This is a genomic window from Parviterribacter kavangonensis (assembly GCF_056863335.1).
Window position 1 is genome coordinate 250,212 of the sequence record NZ_JBXPJA010000003.1, and the last position, 20,699, is coordinate 270,910.

General features: G+C 73.0%; 21 protein-coding genes, 1 tRNA gene and 1 pseudogene. 11 read left to right on the top strand and 12 right to left on the bottom strand.

Going from position 1 to position 20,699, the window contains the following annotated elements; translation table 11 throughout:
- The first annotated feature begins 1,276 nt into the window (after nt 1-1,276).
- The 7 genes from rpsF (at nt 1,277) to AC1UE4_RS21055 (ending at nt 6,972) form a co-directional block, all read left to right on the top strand.
- A complete protein-coding gene (rpsF, locus tag AC1UE4_RS21025; protein ID WP_482919288.1) occupies nt 1,277-1,645 on the top strand; it encodes a 30S ribosomal protein S6 in 369 nt (122 codons plus the stop codon).
- 170 nt (nt 1,646-1,815) lie between these two features.
- Nucleotides 1,816-2,292 carry a single-stranded DNA-binding protein gene (locus AC1UE4_RS21030; protein WP_482919289.1) on the top strand — a complete coding sequence of 159 codons (477 nt, stop codon included), beginning with the start codon at nt 1,816-1,818 and terminating at the stop codon, nt 2,290-2,292.
- A 314-nt stretch (nt 2,293-2,606) separates the two neighbouring features.
- The gene (gene rpsR, locus AC1UE4_RS21035; RefSeq protein ID WP_482919290.1) at nt 2,607-2,927 is read left to right on the top strand and encodes a 30S ribosomal protein S18; all 321 of its coding nucleotides are present in this window, start codon (nt 2,607-2,609) and stop codon (nt 2,925-2,927) included.
- A gap of 3 nt (nt 2,928-2,930) precedes the next feature.
- Nucleotides 2,931-3,383: a 50S ribosomal protein L9 gene (gene rplI / locus AC1UE4_RS21040; RefSeq protein ID WP_482919291.1), complete on the top strand. Its 453-nt coding sequence runs from the start codon at nt 2,931-2,933 to the stop codon at nt 3,381-3,383.
- Nucleotides 3,384-3,575: 192 nt separating this feature from the next.
- A complete protein-coding gene (gene dnaB / locus AC1UE4_RS21045; protein ID WP_482919292.1) occupies nt 3,576-4,943 on the top strand; it encodes a replicative DNA helicase in 1,368 nt (455 codons plus the stop codon).
- A 22-nt stretch (nt 4,944-4,965) separates the two neighbouring features.
- Nucleotides 4,966-5,646 carry an ATP-binding protein gene (locus AC1UE4_RS21050; protein WP_482919293.1) on the top strand — a complete coding sequence of 227 codons (681 nt, stop codon included), beginning with the start codon at nt 4,966-4,968 and terminating at the stop codon, nt 5,644-5,646.
- A gap of 27 nt (nt 5,647-5,673) precedes the next feature.
- Entirely contained in the window at nt 5,674-6,972 is a 1,299-nt protein-coding gene (locus AC1UE4_RS21055; protein ID WP_482919294.1) for an adenylosuccinate synthase, read from the top strand.
- 13 nt (nt 6,973-6,985) lie between these two features.
- Here the strand turns inward: AC1UE4_RS21055 and AC1UE4_RS21060 are convergent, their stop codons facing one another.
- Nucleotides 6,986-7,612, bottom strand: a complete 627-nt coding sequence (locus AC1UE4_RS21060) for an RDD family protein (RefSeq protein WP_482919295.1) — start codon at nt 7,610-7,612, stop codon at nt 6,986-6,988.
- Complete coding sequence (locus AC1UE4_RS21065; protein WP_482919296.1) at nt 7,597-8,313, bottom strand: hypothetical protein; 717 nt, start codon at nt 8,311-8,313, stop codon at nt 7,597-7,599. Before AC1UE4_RS21065 ends, AC1UE4_RS21060 begins: the two co-directional genes overlap by 16 nt.
- A 21-nt stretch (nt 8,314-8,334) precedes the next feature.
- Between AC1UE4_RS21065 and AC1UE4_RS21070 the strand changes: the two genes are divergently transcribed.
- The gene (locus AC1UE4_RS21070) at nt 8,335-9,345 is read left to right on the top strand and encodes a Gfo/Idh/MocA family protein (RefSeq protein WP_482919297.1); all 1,011 of its coding nucleotides are present in this window, start codon (nt 8,335-8,337) and stop codon (nt 9,343-9,345) included.
- Nucleotides 9,342-10,598, top strand: a complete 1,257-nt coding sequence (locus tag AC1UE4_RS21075) for a nucleotide sugar dehydrogenase (RefSeq protein ID WP_482919298.1) — start codon at nt 9,342-9,344, stop codon at nt 10,596-10,598. The genes AC1UE4_RS21070 and AC1UE4_RS21075 overlap by 4 nt, the downstream gene beginning before the upstream one ends.
- Here AC1UE4_RS21075 and wecB read toward each other — a convergent pair.
- Nucleotides 10,576-11,631: a non-hydrolyzing UDP-N-acetylglucosamine 2-epimerase gene (wecB, locus tag AC1UE4_RS21080; RefSeq protein WP_482919299.1), complete on the bottom strand. Its 1,056-nt coding sequence runs from the start codon at nt 11,629-11,631 to the stop codon at nt 10,576-10,578. The genes AC1UE4_RS21075 and wecB overlap by 23 nt on opposite strands.
- On the bottom strand, nt 11,628-12,404 hold the full coding sequence (locus tag AC1UE4_RS21085; RefSeq protein ID WP_482919300.1) for an aminotransferase class IV: 777 nt from the start codon (nt 12,402-12,404) through the stop codon (nt 11,628-11,630). Before AC1UE4_RS21085 ends, wecB begins: the two co-directional genes overlap by 4 nt.
- Here AC1UE4_RS21085 and AC1UE4_RS21090 point away from each other — a divergent pair.
- Nucleotides 12,403-13,014: a protein-L-isoaspartate(D-aspartate) O-methyltransferase gene (locus tag AC1UE4_RS21090; RefSeq protein ID WP_482919301.1), complete on the top strand. Its 612-nt coding sequence runs from the start codon at nt 12,403-12,405 to the stop codon at nt 13,012-13,014. The two genes, AC1UE4_RS21085 and AC1UE4_RS21090, sit on opposite strands and share 2 nt — an antisense overlap.
- On the opposite strand, the gene AC1UE4_RS21095 is transcribed toward AC1UE4_RS21090, so the two are convergent.
- The 3 genes from AC1UE4_RS21095 to AC1UE4_RS21105 all read right to left on the bottom strand — a co-directional run bounded on the left by AC1UE4_RS21095 (nt 13,011) and on the right by AC1UE4_RS21105 (nt 15,493).
- On the bottom strand, nt 13,011-13,862 hold the full coding sequence (locus tag AC1UE4_RS21095; protein WP_482919302.1) for a hypothetical protein: 852 nt from the start codon (nt 13,860-13,862) through the stop codon (nt 13,011-13,013). The genes AC1UE4_RS21090 and AC1UE4_RS21095 overlap by 4 nt on opposite strands.
- A 72-nt stretch (nt 13,863-13,934) precedes the next feature.
- Nucleotides 13,935-14,735, bottom strand: coding sequence for a N5-glutamine methyltransferase family protein (locus AC1UE4_RS21100; RefSeq protein WP_482919303.1), 801 nt, complete (start codon nt 14,733-14,735; stop codon nt 13,935-13,937).
- Nucleotides 14,690-15,493, bottom strand: coding sequence for a PKD domain-containing protein (locus AC1UE4_RS21105; protein WP_482919304.1), 804 nt, complete (start codon nt 15,491-15,493; stop codon nt 14,690-14,692). Before AC1UE4_RS21105 ends, AC1UE4_RS21100 begins: the two co-directional genes overlap by 46 nt.
- 158 nt (nt 15,494-15,651) lie before the next feature.
- Here AC1UE4_RS21105 and AC1UE4_RS21110 point away from each other — a divergent pair.
- Nucleotides 15,652-16,809: pseudogene (locus AC1UE4_RS21110) on the top strand (MFS transporter); the annotation flags it as partial.
- On the opposite strand, the gene AC1UE4_RS21115 reads toward AC1UE4_RS21110, so the two are convergent.
- The 5 genes from AC1UE4_RS21115 to AC1UE4_RS21135 all read right to left on the bottom strand — a co-directional run bounded on the left by AC1UE4_RS21115 (nt 16,745) and on the right by AC1UE4_RS21135 (nt 20,668).
- Nucleotides 16,745-18,367 carry a copper resistance CopC/CopD family protein gene (locus AC1UE4_RS21115; RefSeq protein ID WP_482919305.1) on the bottom strand — a complete coding sequence of 541 codons (1,623 nt, stop codon included), beginning with the start codon at nt 18,365-18,367 and terminating at the stop codon, nt 16,745-16,747. The pseudogene AC1UE4_RS21110 and the gene AC1UE4_RS21115 sit on opposite strands and share 65 nt — an antisense overlap.
- Nucleotides 18,364-19,062 (bottom strand): YcnI family copper-binding membrane protein, encoded by a 699-nt coding sequence (locus AC1UE4_RS21120; protein ID WP_482919306.1) that lies wholly within the window; start codon nt 19,060-19,062, stop codon nt 18,364-18,366. Before AC1UE4_RS21120 ends, AC1UE4_RS21115 begins: the two co-directional genes overlap by 4 nt.
- A gap of 675 nt (nt 19,063-19,737) precedes the next feature.
- On the bottom strand, nt 19,738-20,103 hold the full coding sequence (locus AC1UE4_RS21125) for a hypothetical protein (protein WP_482919307.1): 366 nt from the start codon (nt 20,101-20,103) through the stop codon (nt 19,738-19,740).
- A 75-nt stretch (nt 20,104-20,178) separates the two neighbouring features.
- Entirely contained in the window at nt 20,179-20,502 is a 324-nt protein-coding gene (locus tag AC1UE4_RS21130; protein WP_482919308.1) for a hypothetical protein, read from the bottom strand.
- Nucleotides 20,503-20,595: 93 nt separating this feature from the next.
- Nucleotides 20,596-20,668, bottom strand: a tRNA-Lys gene (locus tag AC1UE4_RS21135).
- Between the last annotated feature and the right edge of the window lie 31 nt (nt 20,669-20,699).

The window sequence follows — 20,699 nt, forward strand, 5'->3', positions numbered from 1 at the left end:
CAGTGAGGTGGTCGTTCGGTCCGTGGTCGTTTGCGCCAGTGGGGTTAGCAACGTGCCACACCGCGTCCCCCGCGTCCGCGCACGGGTCGTTAGGGTCGCGCCTCTTACGCTCGGCTGCCCCGGCCGTCCCGGGCCCCGGGCGTGTGCTCCCGGGGATGGTTTCGCGCCGTGACATTCGTGCACCGTCGTCGTTCCCGGCGGGTCCGGTGCACGTTCGTTCCGCATACCGAAAGGTTCGTGCACCGCCCTCCGATTTCACGGGTGCGGTGCACGTTCCTATCGCATAGCGAAAGGTTCGTGCACCGCCTTGCGTCCGGGACGGGTGCGGTGCACGTTTCGTTCGCATAGCGAAGGTTTCGTGCACCGCGACCGCCAGGGGCGCCGACGGTGCACGTTCCCTTCGGCGGTTGCTCGTGCCCAGTCGCGAAACCATCCCCGGGAGCACACGCCCGGGGCCCGGGACGGCCGGGGCAACCGAGCGTAAGAGGCGCGACCCGAACAACCCGTGCGCGGACGCGGGGGACGCGGTGTCGCACGTTGCTGACCCCACTGCCCCGGCGAACACGGACCGAAAGACCACAACTGCAGAACCTCCCCCTTCGCCGGCCCCCGCGACCGCGAACGACGAAGGAGAAGCCAACGACTCGCCGCGGCGGGACAGGACGTCCCTCGGCGGCGCTCCTCTACCCCTCGAACCCGAACTCCCCGGGCGCCGGGGCCGGTCGATGCACCGCCGACTGCGGCGCGGTGACGCGGTTCGCGACGGACGAGGAGGCGGGCGCCGGCGGCGCCGACGCCACACGTCGCGTCTCCACCCGCCGCACCCGCGCCCGCGTTCTCCGCCCTGCGGCACGGCGCGCCTTCGCCTCGCGCGTCGCGCGCGAAGAGACCTTCCGTCGGCGCGGGCTCGCCGGTCTCCGCAAGCTGTCCCGTCGTGCCGACACCTTCGACCTCCGGGCGCCCCTCGACGGCTCTTCCCCCTGAGTCGCCTTCGCCACCGGCGACTCCTCGACGGCCGGCGCCGAGATCTCCGATCGCGGCGCCTCCCCGGCGCCCGCGACGCCGATCTCCGGTCGCGGCGGCTCGGCGGCGCCGGCAACCGGGATCTCCGGCGGCTCCGACCTGAGGCTCGGCCACGCGATCACGAGGCCGATCGCGGCGAGGGCGGCGACGGCGCGGGCGACGTTGTTCCAGCGGATGCGGCGGAGGAGGTCCATCCTCCCGAGAGGTCTTGACGGGGGTTCGGTCGCCCCCTCGCTACCATGCTCCGCGGCTCATGGCGCGTCCTGCACCGACATACGACCTCACCGTCCTCCTCGACGCCGACTTCGACGCCGAGCAGCGCGAGCGCATCCTCGCGGACGTCGAGGCTCTCGTCGCCGATCTCGGCAGCATCGTGTCGGCCCACGACTGGGGCCGGCGTCAGATGCAGTACGAGATCAAGCACAAGAAGGACGCCGAGTACCACCTGATCCAGTTCCAGGGTCCGCGTGACCTCCTGGAGCGCCTGGACCGCACGCTGCGCATCACCGACGGCGTCGTCCGCTACCGGATCATCAAGCTCGATCCCGGCACGCCCGATCCGCCGGACCTCAAGCCGACGGCGCCGGTCGCCGCGGCCGAGCCCGTCGACGCCGCTTCCTAGCTCCGGCGCGCCAAGCGGCGCGACTTCGCTCCGTGCGGGTGTCAGACCGCACGACTTCGGCGCGACTTCGCAACGAGTTCGCGGAGATTGCGGGGACGGGGGAGGAACCTTCCGATCCCGCCCCTAGACTCGCCGACAAGCTTCTTCGTTGCCGAAAGGAGGCCGCGCAAATGGCGGCGACCAACATCAACCGGGTGATCATCACCGGGAACCTCACTCGCGACCCCGAGCTCCGCGCGACGGCGAGCGGCCTGGCTGTCTGCAGCCTCCGCATCGCGTCGAACACGCGGCGCAAGGACGGCTCGTCCGGCGAGTGGGTCGACAAGGCCAACTACTTCGACGTGACCATCTGGGGCCGGCAGGGCGAGAACGCCGCCCAGTACCTGGCCAAGGGCCGCCCGGTCGCCATCGACGGCCGCCTCGAGTGGCGCGAGTGGCAGGACAAGGAAGGCAACAACCGCCAGGCCGTCGAGATCGTCGCCGACAACATCCAGTTCCTGGGAGGGCGCGAGGAGGGCGCGATGGGCGGCGGCGGCTTCACGCCCCGCACCGACGTCCCCGTCGACACCGGCGACTTCTCCGCCCCGCAGCCGGTCGCCAACGGCGCCGGCACCTCGTCCCACGCGGACGACGACATCCCGTTCTAGGGGGAACGCCTTCTGCCCGGCCGTCGATGCGATGGCCGGGCGGGGGAACGCCTCCTGTCCCCGGCCGTCGGAAGACCGCCGGGAGGGGCCGCTCCGAGCCCGCCGTCGCGAGATGGCGTCGAGAGCGCCCGCAGCCTCCGGTCGTCAGGACGATGGCCGGAGGCTCGTCTTCTCCGTCCGCACCACGCGGGATGATCCGGCGGTTCCGGGCGCCCCTCGGGGGGTTCGGGGACCTCTGTGTCACAATGAGACCGCGTCGCGCGCGGCGAAGGTCCGCGCGCGCTTCCAGTTTCTAAGAGACGTAAGAGGTCCCAGTGGCAAAGCAGCGCAACCGGCGCCCCGTGCGGCGCCGTGATCGGAAGGGCGGTCCCGGCAGCGGCCGGCGCAAGCCCTGCCCGTACTGCAAGGACAAGATCGAGCAGGTCGACTACAAGGACGTCGACGGGCTCAAGCGCTTCATCTCCGAGAAGGGGAAGATCCGCTCGCGGCGCATCACCGGCGCGTGCCGGCGGCACCAGAACCAGATCGCCCGCGCCGTGAAGCGCGCCCGCGAGCTGGCCCTGCTGCCGTACGTCGCCGAGGGCGGCCGCGAGGACAGCCCCCGCGGCGGCCGCCGCGACCGCGAGGACCGCTAGGCCATGCCGCAGGCCATCCTGCTGCAGGACGTCGAGAACGTCGGGTCGCGCGGCGCGGTCGTCGACGTCTCGAAGGGCTACCTGCGCAACTTCCTGATCCCGCGCAAGCTGGCCGCGCCGGCGACGAAGGGCCTCCTCGCCCAGGCGCAGCAGGCGCAGGCCGCGGCCGCGACCGCCGCGCAGCAGGCGCAGGTCGCCGCCGAGGAGTCGGCCGCGGTGCTCAACCGCACGGTCCTGACGATCTCGCAGCAGGCCGGCGACGACGGGCGCCTGTTCGGCTCGGTCACCACGCAGGACCTCGCCGACGCCATCAAGGAGGCGCGCGGCTTCGAGGTCGACCGCCGCAAGATCCGCCTCGACGAGCCGATCCGCCACGTCGGCACCTTCCAGGTCGAGGTCGAGGTCTCGGACGGCGTCACGGCGACGGTCAAGACGATCGTCACCGACCAGAAGTAAGCCGCCGCAAGACCCGCAGGACCTCAACGGCCGCGCACCAGCGCGGCCGTTCTCGTTCCCGGTCCGGCCCGCGCCTTCCGTCCTCCGCGAGCGCGAACATGCGTTCGTGCCCGAACGTCCGGCCACAAGTCCACGCAAGGAGCGGGAAGATCGTTCCGGCGACGCCGGCCGCCGACCTATGCTCGCCGCCGGATGACGATGCTCGACGCCGACACCGGCAGCGTCCTCGCCGGCCTGGCCCCGCCCCACTCGCTCGAGGCGGAGCAGTCGGTCCTCGGCGCGATCCTGCTGTCGGAGCGCGTGATGTACACGCTCGTCATCGACGAGTCGCTCAAGGCGGCCGACTTCTACCGCGAGCGGCACCGCCTCGTCTACGAGGCGATGGTCGACCTGTACAACGAGAGCGAGCCGATCGACGTCATCACCGTCACGGACAAGCTCGAGTCGCGCGGGCAGCTGGAGCAGGTCGGCGGCCGCGCCTCGGTCGACAGCCTCGCGGCCTCCGTCCCCGCCGCCGGCAACGCCCGGCACTACGCGCGCATCGTGCGCGAGCGCGCGCTCGTCCGCCGCCTCCTCGAGACGACCTACGAGATCCAGGCCAGCGTCCGCGACCAGATCGGCGACCCGCGCCAGCTCGTCGAGCAGGCGGAGCGGGCGATGCTCGAGGTCGCCCACGACGACAGCCAGAAGGACTTCCGCTCGATCGAGGAGATCCTGGACGAGGAGCTCGACAAGCTCCACCGGCTCAGCCTCGAGGGCACCGCGCTCACGGGCACGCCGACCGGCTTCAAGGACCTCGACGAGATGACCGGCGGCTTCCAGCCGGGCAACCTGGTGATCATCGCCGCGCGTCCGTCGATGGGGAAGTCCGCGCTCGTGACGAACATCGCGGAGAACGCCGCGATCGAGCACAACGCCCCCGTCGCGCTGTTCAGCCTCGAGATGTCGGAGACGGAGCTCGCCCAGCGCTTCGTCGCGTCCCAGGCGCGCATCAAGGGCGAGGAGCTGCGCAAGGGCCGGGTGGCCGAGCACAAGTGGCCGAAGATCCTCGAGGCCAGCCAGCGGCTCGCCAAGGCGCCGCTCTTCGTCGACGACTCGTCCGACCTCGGCCTGCTCGAGATCCGCGCGAAGGCGCGCCGGCTGCACCAGCAGCACGGCCTCGGGCTGATCATCGTCGACTATCTGCAGCTCATGCGCCCGGACGGCCGGGTCGAGAACCGCGTCGAGCAGATCGGCCAGATGTCGCGCGGCCTGAAGATGCTCGCGCGCGAGCTCAGCTGCCCAGTCATCGCGCTCTCCCAGCTCAACCGCGGCGTGGAATCGCGCACCGACAAGCGGCCCGTCCTCTCGGACCTCCGCGAGTCCGGCTCGATCGAGCAGGATGCGGACCTCGTCGCCTTCATCTACCGCGACGAGTACTACGACCGCGAGTCCGAGCGCGAGGGCGAGGCCGACATCATCATCGCCAAGCACCGCAACGGCGCTATCGGCGACGTCGTCCTGACGTTCCAGAAGGAGTACCCGAAGTTCCTCAACTACGCCGGGGAGCGCTTCCAGTGAGCACCGCAGGCAAGCGCGCCCGATGAGCTGCCCCCACTGCGACGGCAGCGGGTTCGTCATCGACGAGACGACGAACACCGCGCGCGACTGCGAGTGCCGGCCGCGCCGGATGGCGCTGCGCCGGGCGTCGCGCCTGGAGGCGCGGCTGCCGAAGCGCTACCAGGGCGTCGGCTTCGACCGCGAGCCGATCGCCTCGATGCCCGATCCCGTCGTCCGCCCGGTGCGCCGTTTCGTGCGCGACATCGAGGCCAGCCTCGACGCGGGCCGCGGCCTGTACTTCGCCGGCGACGTCGGCACCGGCAAGACGACGCTCGCGATGCTCGTGTCCGCGGAGGCGATCCGCGCCCAGCGCACCGTGGCGATCTACTCGACGCCGCGCCTGCTCAACCTCGTCCGCGACACGATCGGCAACGGCGAATCGACGCAGTCGCTGCTCGACGAGCTCGCCACCGTCGACCTGCTGCACCTCGACGACCTGGGCGCCGAGAACACGAGCGACTGGGTGCTCGAGCAGCTCTACTCGATCGTCAACTCGCGCTACGAGGACGAGCGCTCGACCGTCATCACGTCGAACCTCCTGCCCGACGCGCTGGGCGAGCAGGTCGGCCGCCGGACCGTCTCGAGGCTCGTCGAGATGTGCGACCTCGTGCCGATGATGGGCACCGACCGGCGCCAGCCGGTCTACGAGCCCGAAGCCTGGTGACACGAGCCTCATAGACTCGGGGACCGCATGCCAGGCATCGTGATCGTCGGCGCCCAGTGGGGAGACGAGGGCAAGGGCAAGGTCGTCGACCTCCTCGCGGAGGAGGCGGACGCCGTCATCCGCTTCCAGGGCGGCAACAACGCCGGCCACACGATCGTCCGCGAGGGCGAGAAGTTCGCGCTGCACCTGATCCCCTCCGGGATCCTGCACGCGGGCAAGAAGTGCGTCATCGGCAACGGCGTCGTCATCGACCCGAAGGTGCTGACCGGCGAGATCGACGCGCTGAAGGCGCGCGGCATCGACGTCTCCGGGCTGCGGATCAGCGCGAACGCGCACCTGATCATGCCGTACCACCTGTTCCTCGATCAGGCGGGCGAGCAGAAGCTCGGCAAGCTGCAGATCGGCACCACGCGCCGCGGCATCGGCCCCTGCTACGCCGACAAGGCGGCCCGCCTCGGCATCCGCGTGCAGGACCTGCTCGACGAGAAGATCCTCAAGAAGAAGATCGTCGCGGCGATGGATCCCAAGCGGCTGCTGCTGCGGCCGTTCATGAAGGACCCGATGCTCGACCTGCAGACGATGACCGAGGCGTACCTCACGTACGGCCATCGCATCGAGCAGTACATCGCCGACACGTCGCGCCTCGTCTGGGATGCGCTCGACAAGGGCCAGCGCGTCGTCTTCGAGGGCGCGCAGGCGACGCTGCTCGACCTCGACCACGGCACGTATCCGTTCGTCACCTCGTCGAACCCGGTCGCCGGCTCGGCGACCATCGGCGCGGGCGTCGGGCCGAAGGACATCGACGAGATCTGGGGCATCGCGAAGGCGTACGCCACGCGCGTCGGCGCCGGCCCGTTCCCGACCGAGCTGCACGACGAGGTCGGCGAGCAGATCCGCCAGCGCGGCGGGGAGTTCGGCACCACGACCGGCCGGCCGCGCCGCACCGGCTGGCTCGACCTCGTCGCGCTGCGCTACGCGACGCGCATCAACACGATGACCGCGCTCTGCATCACCAAGCTCGACGTTCTCAGCGGATTCGACCGGGTGAAGGTCTGCACGCGCTACCGCGGGCAGGACGAGGCGGAGTTCGACCAGTTCCCGTACCACCAGTCGGTGCTGCACCACGCGAAGGGCGAGTACGAGGAGCTCGAGGGCTGGAGCGAGGACATCGGCGAGTGCCGCACCCCCGCCGACCTCCCCGCCGCCGCGCGCGACTACCTCGCGTACATCGAGGAGGCGACCGGCGTGCCGATCGAGCTCGTCGGCGTCGGCCCCGGGCGCGAGCAGATCATCCGCATGCGCGACCGCGCCGCGGTCCCCGCCTGAGCGCCGCCGGCAGCTACTTCTTCACGACGCGCGAGTCCACGATCCAGTCGTGGAGCGCGCGGTTCTGGCTGTCCCACAGCGGCCACAGCACGTCGACGAGGAACGCGATGCCGCCCGTGAACGAAGACGCGATGCCGACGAGCAGGCCCTTGATGAGCACCTCGCGGTACGCCGCCCAGAGGAAGTCGACGCGCTTGCCGGCCGGCCGCACGACGCGGATGCCGACGGCGAGCTTGCCGAGCGTCGCGCCGTTCGTCCGCGCCATCACCGCCGGCGCATAGACGAGCGCGATCGCCGCGAAGAGCAGGGTGCCGACCACCGCGGCGACGACGACCTCGCCTGCGCCCGCGTCGCCGTCACCGAAGACGCCCGCCCCGAGCACGGCGAGCAGGATGAGCGTCGCGCCGCCGACGATGATCCCGTCGATGAGCGTCGCGACGACGCGGCGCCACCACTCGGCGAGGTCCGCCTCCGCCGGCGGCCACGGCGTGACGGCCCGCGGAGCGAACGCGCCCGGCGGCGTCGGCCCATCGCCATAGCCGAAGGCCCGTTCGACGGGCTCGGGCTCGCGGCCGAAGGGGTCGGGCGCCTGCGGCGGGCGACCGCCCAGGGGATCGCCCGGCGTCAGGCCGCTGTCCATGACGCCGACGCCATCGCCGGGAACGGGTCCTCGAGCACGGTCCGCTCGCCGCGCCGCAGCACGCGCAGCGCGAGCGCGACGGACGACAGCAGGGCCAGCGCCCCGAGGGTAATCTGGATGCTCACGACGCCTCGCTCGGTCCAGTAGACGTCGTCGAGCTCGAGCAGCAGCGCCGCCTCGTCGAGCGTCAGCGCCACGCCGGCGCCGAACGGCAGCGCCAACCACTTGTCGATCTCCTCGTTGCGGGTCACGACCGAGATCCCGCCGGCGAGGAACGCGAGCACGATGCCCGGCACGAAGTGGTGGATGTGGCGGCCGCCCAGGCGGTAGTTGCGAATGGGCCCGAGCCGCCCGTGACGCCGGATGACCGCCGTCGACGCGCGCGTGAGGCCGAAGGTCAGCGAGAACGACCCGAGCAGGTTGAGCAGCGCGTTCTCGCGCGACGAGCCGCCGCGGTAGCCGGCCACCGCGACCTCGACGGTCTCGCGCGCGGCCTCCTCCGCGGCGCCGAGCACGTTCTCGGTCTCCGTCGGCAGCGGCGCCGACCCGCGCGTCCACACGCGCGCGACCTCGCCGACGACGAGCACGCCCGTGGTCACGAGGGCGCCCGCACCGAGGACCCACGTCTTGCGATCGATGCGCAGCGACGACCCGCGGGCCGCTCGGCGCGCGATGGTCCTGCGGAGCGGCCCGGCCGACACGGGAAGTACCCTACCGGCCTCATGGACGGCCTCTCGCAGCCGCTCAGCGGCGCAGTCGTCGGCCTGGGGATGATCGGCCGGCACCACGCCCGCATCCTCCAATCGTCCGCGCAGGTTCGCTTCGCGGGCGCGGTGGATCCCGGCGGCGACCGCTTCCGCTCCGTCGCCGACGCGCGACTGCTGTTCGACTCGGTCGACGAGCTGCTCGCCGAGCGCAAGCCCGACTTCGCGGTCGTCGCCGTTCCCACCGAGGAGCACGTCGCCTGCGTCGAGCAGCTCGCCGCCGCGGGCGTGCACGTGCTGATCGAGAAGCCGCTGGCGGCGACGGGCGACGAGGCGCGCGCCGTCATCGCGGCCGTCGAAGCGGCGGGCGTCCGCGGCGCGGTCGGGCACGTCGAGCGCTACAACCCCGCGCTGCTCGCCGCGCGCACGCGCAAGCACGACCTCGGCGAGGTGTTCCTCATCGGCACCGAGCGCACCGGCCCGTTCCCGCAGCGCATCAAGGACGTCGGCGTCGTCAAGGACCTCGCGACGCACGACCTCGACCTCGTCCGCTGGCTCGGCGAGTCGCCGGTCGAGCTGCTCGCCGCGCAGACGTCGCACCGCATGGGGCGCGAGCACGAGGACCTCGTGCTCGCCACCGGGCGGCTCGCCAGCGGCGTGACGTGGACGACGCAGGTCGACTGGCTCAGCCCCACCAAGACGCGCCGCACGCGCATCCTCGGGGAGCGCGGGATGCTGCTCGCCGACACGCTGACCGCGGACCTCACGCTGTTCGAGAACGCCGACGTCGCGATCGAGTGGGACGCCACCCAGCAGCTGCGCGGCGTGTCGGAGGGCAACCAGATCCGCTTCGCGCTCGAGCGGCGCGAGCCGCTGCTCGTCGAGCACGAGGCGTTCTGGGCGTACTGCGCCGGCGACGACGACGCGCCCGTCGTGCCGCTTGCCGCCGGCCTCGAGACGGTGCTCACCGCCGAGGCCGTGCTCGAGTCCGCGCGCAGCGGCGAGACGGTCCGCCTGGCGCCCGCATGAAGGCCGTCGTCGTCGCCCTCGGCAAGATGGGCCTCCCGCTGGCGGTGCAGATCGCCCGCGCCGGCCACGACGTCGTCGGCACCGACATCGACGAGCGCACGGTCGAGCTCGTCAACGCCGCGACGCCGCCGTTCCCCGGCGAGGCGCACCTCGACGAGCTGCTCGCCGAGCTCGTCCCCGCGGGCCGCCTGCGCGCGACGACCGGCACGTCCGCGGCCGTCGCCGAGGGACCGGACCTGGTCGTCGCGGTCCCGCCGCTCTACGTCGACGCGGACGCGCAGCCGCTGTGGGACGCGCTCGACGCGGCGACGGAGGCGATCGGCGCGGGCCTGCGGCGCGGCGCGGGGACCACCGTCGTCGTGGAGACGACCGTGCCGGTCGGGACGACGCGCGAGCGGGTCGCTCCGCTCCTCGAACGTGCAAGCGGCCTGCGCGCCGGCGTCGACTTCCACGTCGCGTTCAGCCCCGAGCGCGTCTTCAGCGGCCGCGTCTTCCAGGACCTCGCGACGTACCCGAAGCTCGTCGGCGGCCTGGACGAGGCCGGCGAGGCGCGCGCCGCGGAGCTCTACGCCCAGTTCATCACCGAGGCCGAGGTCTGGCCGATGGGCGGCGCCGAGGCGGCGGAGCTGGCGAAGCTCGCCGAGACGACCTACCGCGACCTGAACATCGCGTACGCGAACGAACTCGCGCGCGTCGCCGACAGCCGCGGCCTCGACGTGCAGCGCGTCATCGACGCCGCGAACTCCCAGCCGTTCAGCCACATCCACCGCCCCGGCGTCTACGTGGGCGGCCACTGCATCCCGGTCTACCCGCGGTTCCTGCTCGCGGGCGCCCCCGACGCGGAGCTGCCGCGGGTGGCCCGCACCATCAACGACGCGATGCCCGCGTACGCGGTCGGCCTGCTCGGCGACGTCGCCGGCCAGCGGGTCCTCGTCCTCGGCGTCGCCTACCGCGGCGGCGTCAAGGAGGACGCCTTCAGCGGGGCTCGGGCGTTGCAGGAGGTGCTCGCGCAGCGCGGCGCGACGGCCGTCTTCGCCGACCCGCTCTACAGCGACGAGGAGCTGCGCGGCGACGGGTACGAGCCGTGGGACGGCGGGCCCGTCGACGCCGCGATCGTGCAGGCCGATCACGCGGAGTACCGGACGCTCGGCGCCGCCGACCTGCCCGGCGCGCGGCACGTCGTCGACGGCCGCGGCGTCCTCGACCTCGACCGCTTCGAGGGCGTGCGCGTCAGCCGGCTCGGGCGCCCGTAAGCGCCGCGACGACGCGCTCGCCCGCGCGCCCGTCGCCGTAGAGCTGCGGCCGCTCCGCGGGCAGCTCGCGGTCCAGCGCCGCGCGGGCCGCCTCGGCGTCGAGGTCCACCAGGACGTTCCACCCGGCGTCGACCGTCTCGACCCACTCGGTCGTGTCGCGCATCGTCACGCACGGCACGCCCGCGAGGTACGCCTCCTTCTGCACGCCGCCGGAGTCGGTGAGCACGGCGTCGGCGCGCAGCAGCAGCGCCATGAAGTCGACGTAGCCGAGCGGCGGCAGCACGACGAGCCCGCGCTCCACCTCCTCGAGCCACCCCGCCGCCGCGAGCCGCGCGCGCGTGCGCGGGTGCAGCGGCAGCACGACGGTCTCGGGGGCGCCGAGCAGCAGGTCGACCAGCGCGCGCAGCCGCGCCGGGTCGTCGACGTTGCCCGCGCGGTGCGCGGTGGCGAGCACGAAGTCGTTCGGGACCACGTCGGGCGGCCGGCGCTCGAGCGCGCGCGGCTGCACGGTCAGCGCGACGTCGACCATGACGTCACCGACCAGCTCGATCCGGCCGGCGACGCGCTCGGCCTCGAGGTTCTCCACGGCCGTGGGCGTGGAGCACAGCAGCAGCGAGGAGAGGTGGTCGGTCAGGACGCGGTTGAGCTCCTCCGGCATGCGGCGGTCGAACGACCGCATGCCGGCCTCCACATGCGCGACGGGGATCTGCGCCTGGGCGGCCACGAGCCCGCCGGCGAGCGTCGAGTTCGTGTCGCCGTAGACGAGCACGACGTCGGGGGCCTGCTCGGCGAGCAGCGGCTCCAGCGCCGCGACCATCCGCGCCGTCTGCGAGGTGTTCGTCCCATCGTGGATGCCGAGCTCGATCTCGGGGCGCGGGATCCCGAGCTCCTGCACGAAGACCGTGCTCAGCTCGTCGTCGTAGTGCTGGCCGGTGTGGACGAGCACCTCGTCGTGCTCCTCGCGCAGGCGGCGCGAGACCGCCGCGGCCTTGACGAACTGCGGCCGGTTCCCGATGACGGTGACGACCTTCATGCGCCGAGCTCGGCGGTGATCCGCTCGCGCAGCTTCGTCGCGGCGTCGCGAGTGCGGGGTCCCGGCCACGGCAGCTCCTGCGCGTCGATCGCGCGGACGGGCAGCACCTCGATCGTCGTTCCGGCCAGGAAGGCCTCGGCCATGCGCGGGAGCTCGTCGCGGCTGACCGGGCGCTCGGTCACGTCGAGGATCTCGATCAGCCGCGCGCGTGTGATGGAAGCGAGCACGTGGTCGGACAGCGGCGGCGTGACGAGCTCGTCCCCGACCACGCAGAAGAACGAAGCGGTCGGGCCCTCGAGCAGCCGGCCGTGCGGCGTCGTCAGCAGCGCCTCGTCCGCGCCCTCCTCCTTCGCGAGCCGCGTGGCGAGCATGTTCGCGGCGTACGACAGCGACTTCACGCCGGTCAGCGTGCGCAGCGGCGCGTACTCGACGGTCGCGAGCGCCACCGACTCGCGTGGCGCGGGCAGCGGCTCGACGAGGCTGATGCGCCGCCCGCCGCGCGTGACGAGCATGCGGATCTTCGCGTCGCCGGCGCCCGCCTCGGCGACCAGCCGCTCGACGTCCGAGCGGACCGCGTCGATGTCGACCGGCAGCCGCAGGTTGTCGGCGGAGCGCTGCATGCGCCGGAGGTGGTCGTCGAGCGCGAACGGCCTGCCGTCGTAGAGCCGGACGACCTCGAAGACGCCGTCACCGCGCAACAGCCCCTCGTCCTCGACGGGCAGCCGGGCCTCCGCGGCGTCGAGGATCTTGCCGTCCAGGCATGCTAGGGGCATGGCGGGCGAGTCTAGGGAGCGTCTGCTGGCATCGCTGCGGGAGTTCGTGCGGGACGAGCGCGTCCTCGCCGCGATCGCGCGCGTCCCGCGCGACGTCTTCGTCCCCGAGGCGCTGCGCTCGCGCGCGTGGGACAACGAGGCGCTGCCGATCAGCCACGGCCAGACGATCTCCCAGCCGCTCGTCGTCGCGCACATGTGCGAGCTGCTCGACGTCCGGCCGGGCGACCGCGTCCTCGACGTCGGTACGGGCTCCGGCTACCACGCCGCGATCCTGGTGGAGCTGGGCGCGCGGGTGTGGAGCATCGAGCGCGATCCGGAGCTCTCGGCCGCCGCCGCGCGCGCGCTCTTCGCGGCCGGCACGCGCGGCGTGGAGCTGCTCGTCGGCGACGGCTCGCTCGGGTGGCCGGTCGCGGCGCCGTACGACGGGATCAACGTCGCGGCGGCGGCGCGGGAGCGCGTCCCGCCGGCGCTCGAGGAGCAGCTCGCGCCCGGCGGGCGGCTCGTGGTGCCGGTCGGGACGGAGCTCGTCGTCGTCCGGCGCGACGCGGAGGGCCGGCTGGAGCGGCGCCGTGCCGGCGGCGTGCGGTTCGTGCCGCTCGTCGAGGACTAGCTCGGCCGCGCGACGTGGCGCTCGCCGCCACGGACCGTGAAGACCTCGTCGAGGGAGAAGTCCATGACGTCGACGATGCCCTCGAAGACCTTGACGGTGGTCGACCCGCAGCGGTCCACGGTCGCCCAGCGGGTGCCGCGGACGGTCGCCGCGCTGTGACGCCCGCGCGTGCGGAAGTTGCCCTTGGCCGCCGCCCAGAGGCCGCGGACCACGCCGCCGCGCGTCCTGCGCTTCGCGGCCGCCGCGTGCGCCTTGCCGGGCTTGGGCGCGCGGCCGCAGTCGCTGAAGTCGCCGCCCCTGAGCGTGAGGTCGGTGACCGCGGCGACGTCCGCCGCCGGCGTGCTCTGCGTGACCGCGAAGACGCCGCCGGTGAGCACGGCGCTCTGGCGGATGCCGTCCTGCGTCGCCGCGACGACGATCTGCGCCAGGCCGTTCGTCGCGTCGACGGTCGAGCCCATCGGCACGGTCTCGGCGCCCTCGAGCTTCGTGAACTCGTCGTCGCCGGCCCGCTTGATGCGCACGGTGCCCCGGTTGGCGACCGCGCCGGCCGTCTCGCCGAGCCGCGGCGGCTCCGGCAGCGCGACGGCGTCCGGATCGACCGGGCGCTCCGGCAGCGCGACGAGCTCCGCGGGCGGCGCGCCGAGCGGCGCGTCGTCGGCGCCGAGGCCCCGGCCGCTGCCGTTCCCGACACCGGTGCCGCGGTTCTCCCTGGCGTCGCCGTCGCGGCGCACCTCATCGGAGCGATCCGCTCCGGTCGTCCGGTTGGCGGCGCGGGAGGCGGCGGTGGCGAACGAGCCGCCCAGCAGCGCGATCGCGACGCTGAAGACGATCAGGCGAAGAGCACGCATGGTCCGAACCGATCGACGCGCACCGCCTTCCGGTTGAGCCGGCGAGGCCGCCGTGGACGGCTCGACGACGTGTCAGGGGCGGCGGGTGGCTTCGATGCCGCGGACGTCGCCGTCCTCGTCCGTGAGCACCCTGACGGTGTCGAAGGCTTCCTCGAGCTCGGCTTGCAGGAGCTCCGCCTGGCGGCCGCCGAGCTCGAGCAGCAGCGCGCCGGCGGGCTTCAGCACGGTGGCTGCTTGCGCGGCGGCGCGGCGCAGCAGGTCCATGCCGTCGTCGCCGCCGTCGTAGGAGCACGGGGACTCGAACGCGAGCGTGTCGCGCTGCAGCAGCCGGAGCTCGGTCGTCGGCACGTACGGCACGACGCCCGTCACGACGTCGAAGCGCTCGTCCAGCACCGGCTCGAGCAGGTCGCCCTGCCGCGCGTCGACGCCGTTCGCCCGCGCGCACCGGACGGACGCCTCGTCGAGGTCGGTCGCGACGACCCGTGCGCGAGGCCGGCGGGCCTGCAGCACCTTCGCGACCGCGCCGCTGCCGGTGCAGAGGTCGACGGCGGCGCCGTCCGCGGGCAGCCGCTGCGCCGCGCGCTCGGCGAGCAGCTCGGTCATCCAGCGCGGGACGTACACGCCCGGGTGCACCAGGACCGCCAGGCCGCAGAACGTCGTCGTGCCGGTGATCCACGCGAGCGGCTCGCCGGTCAGGCGCCGGTCGAGCATCGCGTTCAGGCGCGCGTCGTCGCCCGCCGCGGCGGCGAGGAGCTCGCCGGCCTCCTCGGCGGCCGCGACGAAGCCCGCCGCGGCCAGCCGGTGCTCGAGCTCCTCCCGCTGCGAGGTCAGCCCTTCATGTCGCGCAGCAGAGCGTTGGCCGAGACCACGCACTGAGCGTACGGCGTGCGCTTCTTGCCCGGCACGCGCTTCTTCGACGTGCCCTTGCACGCGCGCTTCGCCGTCTTGACGCGCTTCGCGCGGAGCTTCTTGAGCGCCGAGACGCAGCGGCTGTACGGCGTCTGCTTCTGGCCCTTGATGCGCTTCCTGCTCGCGGCGCGGCAGTAGTACGCGTTGCTCTTCAGCTTCTTCTTCGTCGAGCCCGTCGTCGTGGTGGTGGTGGTCGGCTTGACGGTCGTCGTCGTCGTCGGCGGGGTCGTCGTGGTGGTCGGCGGAGGTGTGGTCGTCGTCGTGGTGGTCGGCGGCGGGTCAGCGGGCTTCTCCTTGACCGTGATCGGCTTCGTCACCGATGCGGGGAGGAGCGCCGTGAGCACCTCGAGCTTCGCCGTGTAGCCGCCCGCCGCGGCGTACGTGTGCTCGATGAGCGGATCGGCCTCGGTCACCGGCGGGGTGCCGTCGCCGAAGTCCCACCGCCAGCCGGTGATGAGCTGCGGCAGCGGCGCGCCGGGCGTGCAGAGGGGGAACCCGAGGCCGAGGCCGGCGTCGAATTGCGTCAGCAGCGAGCCGGGCAGCGACGACGAGCCGTCGAACGCGACGACTTGGCCGGCTTCGGGGAGATCCGGCGTGAAGGTGAACGCGGCTGTCGGCGGAACCGGGATGTCCGGGCAGAGGCCATCGGCGTGCGCCGGCGGCGTGGCGAGCAACGCCGCGAACGCTGCGGTCGTGGCCAGCAAGGCGATCCGTGCTCTCAAGGTCTCCCTCCTCCGTGGCAGAAGTGCCACGGAAAGCTACTCCTCTGGCGCGTTCCCACAAGCGGGGTGGACAGACGTGTCAACGCCCGGCACCATGCGGGTGGATGCCTCCTCCGCGTTGATCCCGCGCCCGCCTCGTCGTCCCGGTCTACGCCTACGGGTTCCTGGGCGACTTCATCCTGCTGTACCCCCTCTACGCGGTGCTCTTCGCGGACGCCGGCCTGTCCGCGGCGGAGATCTCGTCGCTGTTCGTCGTCTGGTCGCTCACCGGCCTCGTCGCCGAGCTGCCGTCCGGCGCGTGGGCCGACACGGTCTCGCGGCGTTCGCTGCTGGCGATCGCGCCGTGCCTCGGCGCCATCGGGTTCGCGCTGTGGACGTTCGCGCCGTCGTACCCGGCGTTCGCGGCCGGGTTCGTGCTGTGGGGGCTGCAGGGCGCGCTGCAGTCGGGTGCGTTCGAGGCGCTCGTCTACGAGGAGCTCGACCGGCGCGGCGAGGCGTCGCGGTACGCCACCGTCGCCGGCCGCGCCAGCGCGCTCGGCACGGTCGCGTCCGCGGTGGCCATCGGCCTCGCGTCGCCGGCGCTCGCGGCCGGAGGGTTCGACGCCGTCGGTCTGGCCAGCATCGCCGCGTGCCTCTGCGCGGCGCTCGCCGGCGCCGCACTTCCCGAGCACCGCGCTCCCGTCGAGTCGGCGGCCGACGAGCCGGGCATCCTCCGCACCGCGGCCATCGGCGCATCGCTCGTCCGCCGCGACGCTCGTCTCCGCTTCGCCGTCTTCCTGGTCCCGGCCGTCTGGGTCGTGTGGGGAGCGCTCGACGAGTACGCCCCGCTGCTCGCCTCCGAGCACGGTGCGACGGACGAGGAGATCCCGCTCCTCCTGCTGCTCGTCTACGCGGGCGTCGCAGCGGGCGGCCTCCTCGGCGGTGTCGTCACCCGCCGATCACCGCGTAGGCGCGGCGTGCTCCTCGCCGCCGGCGCGCTCGCGCTGGCGGCCGGCGCGCTCGCTCCGCTGCCCCGGGGCTTCGCGCTCATCGGCTTCGCGTTCTGCGCGTTCCAGGCGAGCGCGATCGCCGTCGAGACGGATCTGCAGCACGCGATCAGCGGGCCGGCCCGCGCGACGGTGACCTCGCTCGCGGGCCTGCTGACCGAGGTCGCGAGCATCGCCGCCTACGCGACGTACGGAGCGGCGACCGGCGCGCTGCCGCACGCGGCGCTCTTCGTCGTGTTCGCCGCCACCTACCTGCCGGTCGCGCTCATCGCCGCACGCGGAACGTCGTCTTGGCCGCGAACTCGTCGAACTCCGACACGCGCGCCGTGATCGTCGCCTGCCACTCGCCCGCGACGCCGAGCGTCGCGTTGCGCAGCTCGTAGTGCGCCGGTCCCTTGCGCGGGATGCGCAGCGTGATCGGACCGATGCCCTTGTCCGCCTCGACGAGCCGCACGGTCAGCTCCTCGACCCGGTCGACCTGCGCGCCGGTGCGGCGGTCGAAGAGGTAGAGGTGGAGGTCGTTCGGCCCGACGGTGGCGGGCTCGATGTCGAGCTGGAGGCGCATCGGGCCGAGGTCGAGCTCGCGGACCACGGGGCCTTCGTTGACCGTCGCCGGCGGCGCCGCCCGCACGAGCGTCGCGGTCGCCGCGAGCACGAGCACGCCGCAGAGCACCTCGACGCGCATCGCGTTGCGGAGCGCCGGCTGGCCGTCGCGCGCGAGACGCCGGCGGTTCGCCGCGCCGATCGCCGCGATCACGACCAGGAGCGCGATCTTCGCGAGAAGCGCCCAGCCGTACGTGCCGTCGAAGAACGCGCCAACGGAGCCGAGGTAGAACCACGCCTGCACGCTGCCGGCGACGACGAGCGCGGCGATCGCCGGCAGCGCCAGCGCGGAGAACCGCCGCGTCGCCGTGACGGCAGCGACCGTTGCGCGGTCGCGCGGCCAGAAGCACACGAGCAGCAGGACGAGGCCGCCGAGCCATGCGCCTCCCGCGAGGACGTGCACCACGTCGGCGGGGATCAGGACCGCCTTCGGCGACTGCGTGTCGGCGTGCCCCGCGTACGGCAGCGTGCCGACGAGCAGCGCCGCGGGCACCGCCAGAGCGACCGCCTCCCGCCGGCTGCGGAAGTCGCGGTAGAGCAGCAGGAAGACGAGCGCGAGCGCCCACAGGAAGCTCCGCAGGAACCACGCGTGACCGGTGCGGGTGTCGAGCGAGCCATCGAGCACCGCTCCGTCGAGCGCATCGCCGAGCGAGACGCCCGCACCGAGGGCACCCTGCAGCGCGATGCCGGCGAGAGAGGTGAGCAGGCCCACTGCGGCCGCGCCGATCAGCAGACGACTCGGCCAGCGCCCCGAGCCGATCAGCAGCCGGAAGAACACGGCGCCGACGAGCAGCAGCAGCGCCGCGTAGTGCAGCCCGCGCACGACGCCGTACGTGCCCTCGACCGCGGGCCCGGCCGAGGAGCGCGCGAGCAGGTCGGCGACCTGCGGCGTCCCGCGCTGGGCGCTCACCTGCTCGCCCACCCCGAACGCGAACCCGCCCGAGACCGGGTGCCCGTCGGCCGACACGACGCGATAGGTCGTCGTGTACACGCCCTTGCCGAGTCCACCGCGCAGGCCAACGGTCACGCTCGTCTGCCCGCCCGGCGCGTAGCCGACCTTCCCCGTGTCCACGCGCCGCCCGTCCGTGTCGTACACGCGCAGCGCGCCGAAGCTCACCTCGACGGGCTCGTTGAAGTCGAGCTGCACCGACTTCGGCGCGGTGTCGACCGCGCTGTTCTGATGCGGCGTCGTGTGCTGCAGCACGGCGTGCGCCGGCGCGCTCGCGGGGAGCGCGCCGGCGACGACGACCGCGACGCACGCGGCGACCGCGACCTTCGCGATCACGCGGTGGCCGTGGCCGCCCGTGCCCGCCGTGCCGCGGTCAAGCCGGCGACCCCGGCGAGCAGCCCGCCGGCGCCGACGATGAGCGCGACGATCGCGAGCGTGTCGCTCCCGCCATCGTCACTGCCCTCGTCCGCCGGCGCCGCCGCGGAGGCCTGGTCCGCGTTCGCGGCCGCGTGACCACCGTCTCCGCTCGCCGCGGTGAGCTTGACCTGCGGCGCCGGCTGGTCGGCGTCGGGCGCGCCGATCCAGCGGACGACCTCGCCGCTCGAGTACGTCTGGATCGCCTTGAACGTCAGCGTCGCGTCCGGCTTGTCCGGGAGGCCGACCGAGAGGCCGAAGTCCTGGAACTGGCCCGGCCCGATGCCCTTGCCCTTCGTGGTGAAGGTGACGGTGTCGACCTGCTCGGTGTGCTGCTCGCCGAAGGCCTCGACCGGCTCGGGGAGCTTCGCCATCTTCACCTTCGTCGTCCAGCCGGCGACGGGCTCGTACGAGACGAAGATGAACCCGTCGGGCAGCTTGACCTCGACCTTCTTCGTCGAGGCGTCGTCGCGCTCGTTCGGGACGCGCACATCCAGGCGAGCGAAGCCGCCCGCGGGCGCCTCGTCCGGCTGCAGGGTGACGTGAGCGCCGGCGACCGCCGGGACCGCCATGGTCAGGAGCGCTGCGAGCGTCGCGGCTCGGATGGAACGGTGCATGGGTTGTCGTGTGTCCTTGCGTTGAGTTCGGGAAGGCGTGCGCGATCGCGGGCGTCACCCGCCCTTCGCGGGTGCGCCGGCTGCGCTGCGAGCGATGGGTCCTCCGTCCGGACGCACGGGGCGGCCCGCGTCCTGCCAGACGCCGTGCAAGAACGCTCGTGCGCGGGACACGAACGACGTCACGAACCGGGACGCGCACCTCCGCCTCGCGCCGCTCTTCGTTCCGCTGCCGAGCGAGCGCCCATCGCACGACCTCCGCCGCTCCGCGCAGCAGCAGCGCGATCACCGCGGCCGCCGCGAGGCCGAACGGGATCGCCGTCCACCCGCCGTTCCCGACGACGTCGGCGACGCCCGGCGGATGGCCGTGGACGACGAACGCCTCCGCCGCCTCCTGGAAGCCGTAGACGCCGAGCAGCGTCAGCGCGGAAGCGACGAAGAGCGTCCGGCCGCTCGGCAGCCGCGCCGCTCCCTCGTCGTTCCTGCGAAGCCGCGTCACGAGATGAGTGGTGGCAAGGAACAGGAGGACGCCGGCGACGGGCGTGAGCCACCGCAGGTACGTGTGGACGGCCGCAAGCTCGTGCTCGTGCTCGGCGGTCGCGAACACGAACCGCGCTTGGTGCACGCCGATGGCGCCCGCCAGGAGCAGAACGGACGCGCGCAGTCGCCAGACGAGCGTCACGGCTCGACCGACACCTCGGCGAGCGTCTGCTTGTGCTCCTCGAGCTCGACGACGAACTTCCCGTCGATCGTCGCCTTCATCTTGAAGTGCGCGGTCCCGCCGTCGGCGACGTCCCGGTGCACGTCGTAGCCGTGGAAGTGGACCTCGTCGGCGGTGTCGCTGTTGATCGTCAGGTCGATCTCGTCGCCCTTCTTGTACGTGATGTCCTTCACCCCGCCGACGGGCTTCGCGTCCTTGACGTCGATCGTCACGGGCCCCGACGACTTCTCGTCGCTCCCGCCCGATCCGAGGGCGACGGCGGCTGCGACGACGATGACGACGACTGCGGCCCCGAGCAGAACGAGGCGCTGGGTACGGCTCATGGAACGGCTCCTTCGTACGGAGGCTGGCACGGGTCACACGGACCCGCCCGGCCTCACCGAACGCGGATCCGCTTGCTAGGCGAGGGACGGCGCGACCGCGGGAGGCGGGCGCTTGGCCAGCGAGGAGCCGACGAGCCGGCCGCCCCGGAAGAGGACCCGCGCATGCGCACGCGGCAGTGGAACGGACGCCTGCGGCCTGAGCGTCGCAGGTGCATCTCGGCGCCCGGCGAGAGCAGCGAGCCGCTCCTCCCCGACGTACCGCCCCCAGAGCAGCGGCAGCACCATGAGCAACGCCGGAGCCAGGTAGAGGAACCCCGCATCGGCACCGGTGGCGAGCTCGAGCAGCGCCCAGGCGGTCGTGGCGACCGCGAAGACGAGCAGCGGCAGAGAGCGACGCATGGCCCGATGAGCATGGCACGCGCCGCGTCCGGCGGCGTCAGTCGCTCACGGTCCGGAACGACGAACGCCCGGCAGAACCGGGCGTCAGGGGAGTGCCCCCGGAAGGAATCGAACCTTCAACCTTCGGATTAAGAGTCCGCTGCTCTGCCAGTTGAGCTACAGGGGCTGGCGAGTTGGAGAGTGTAGCGACGGGCATC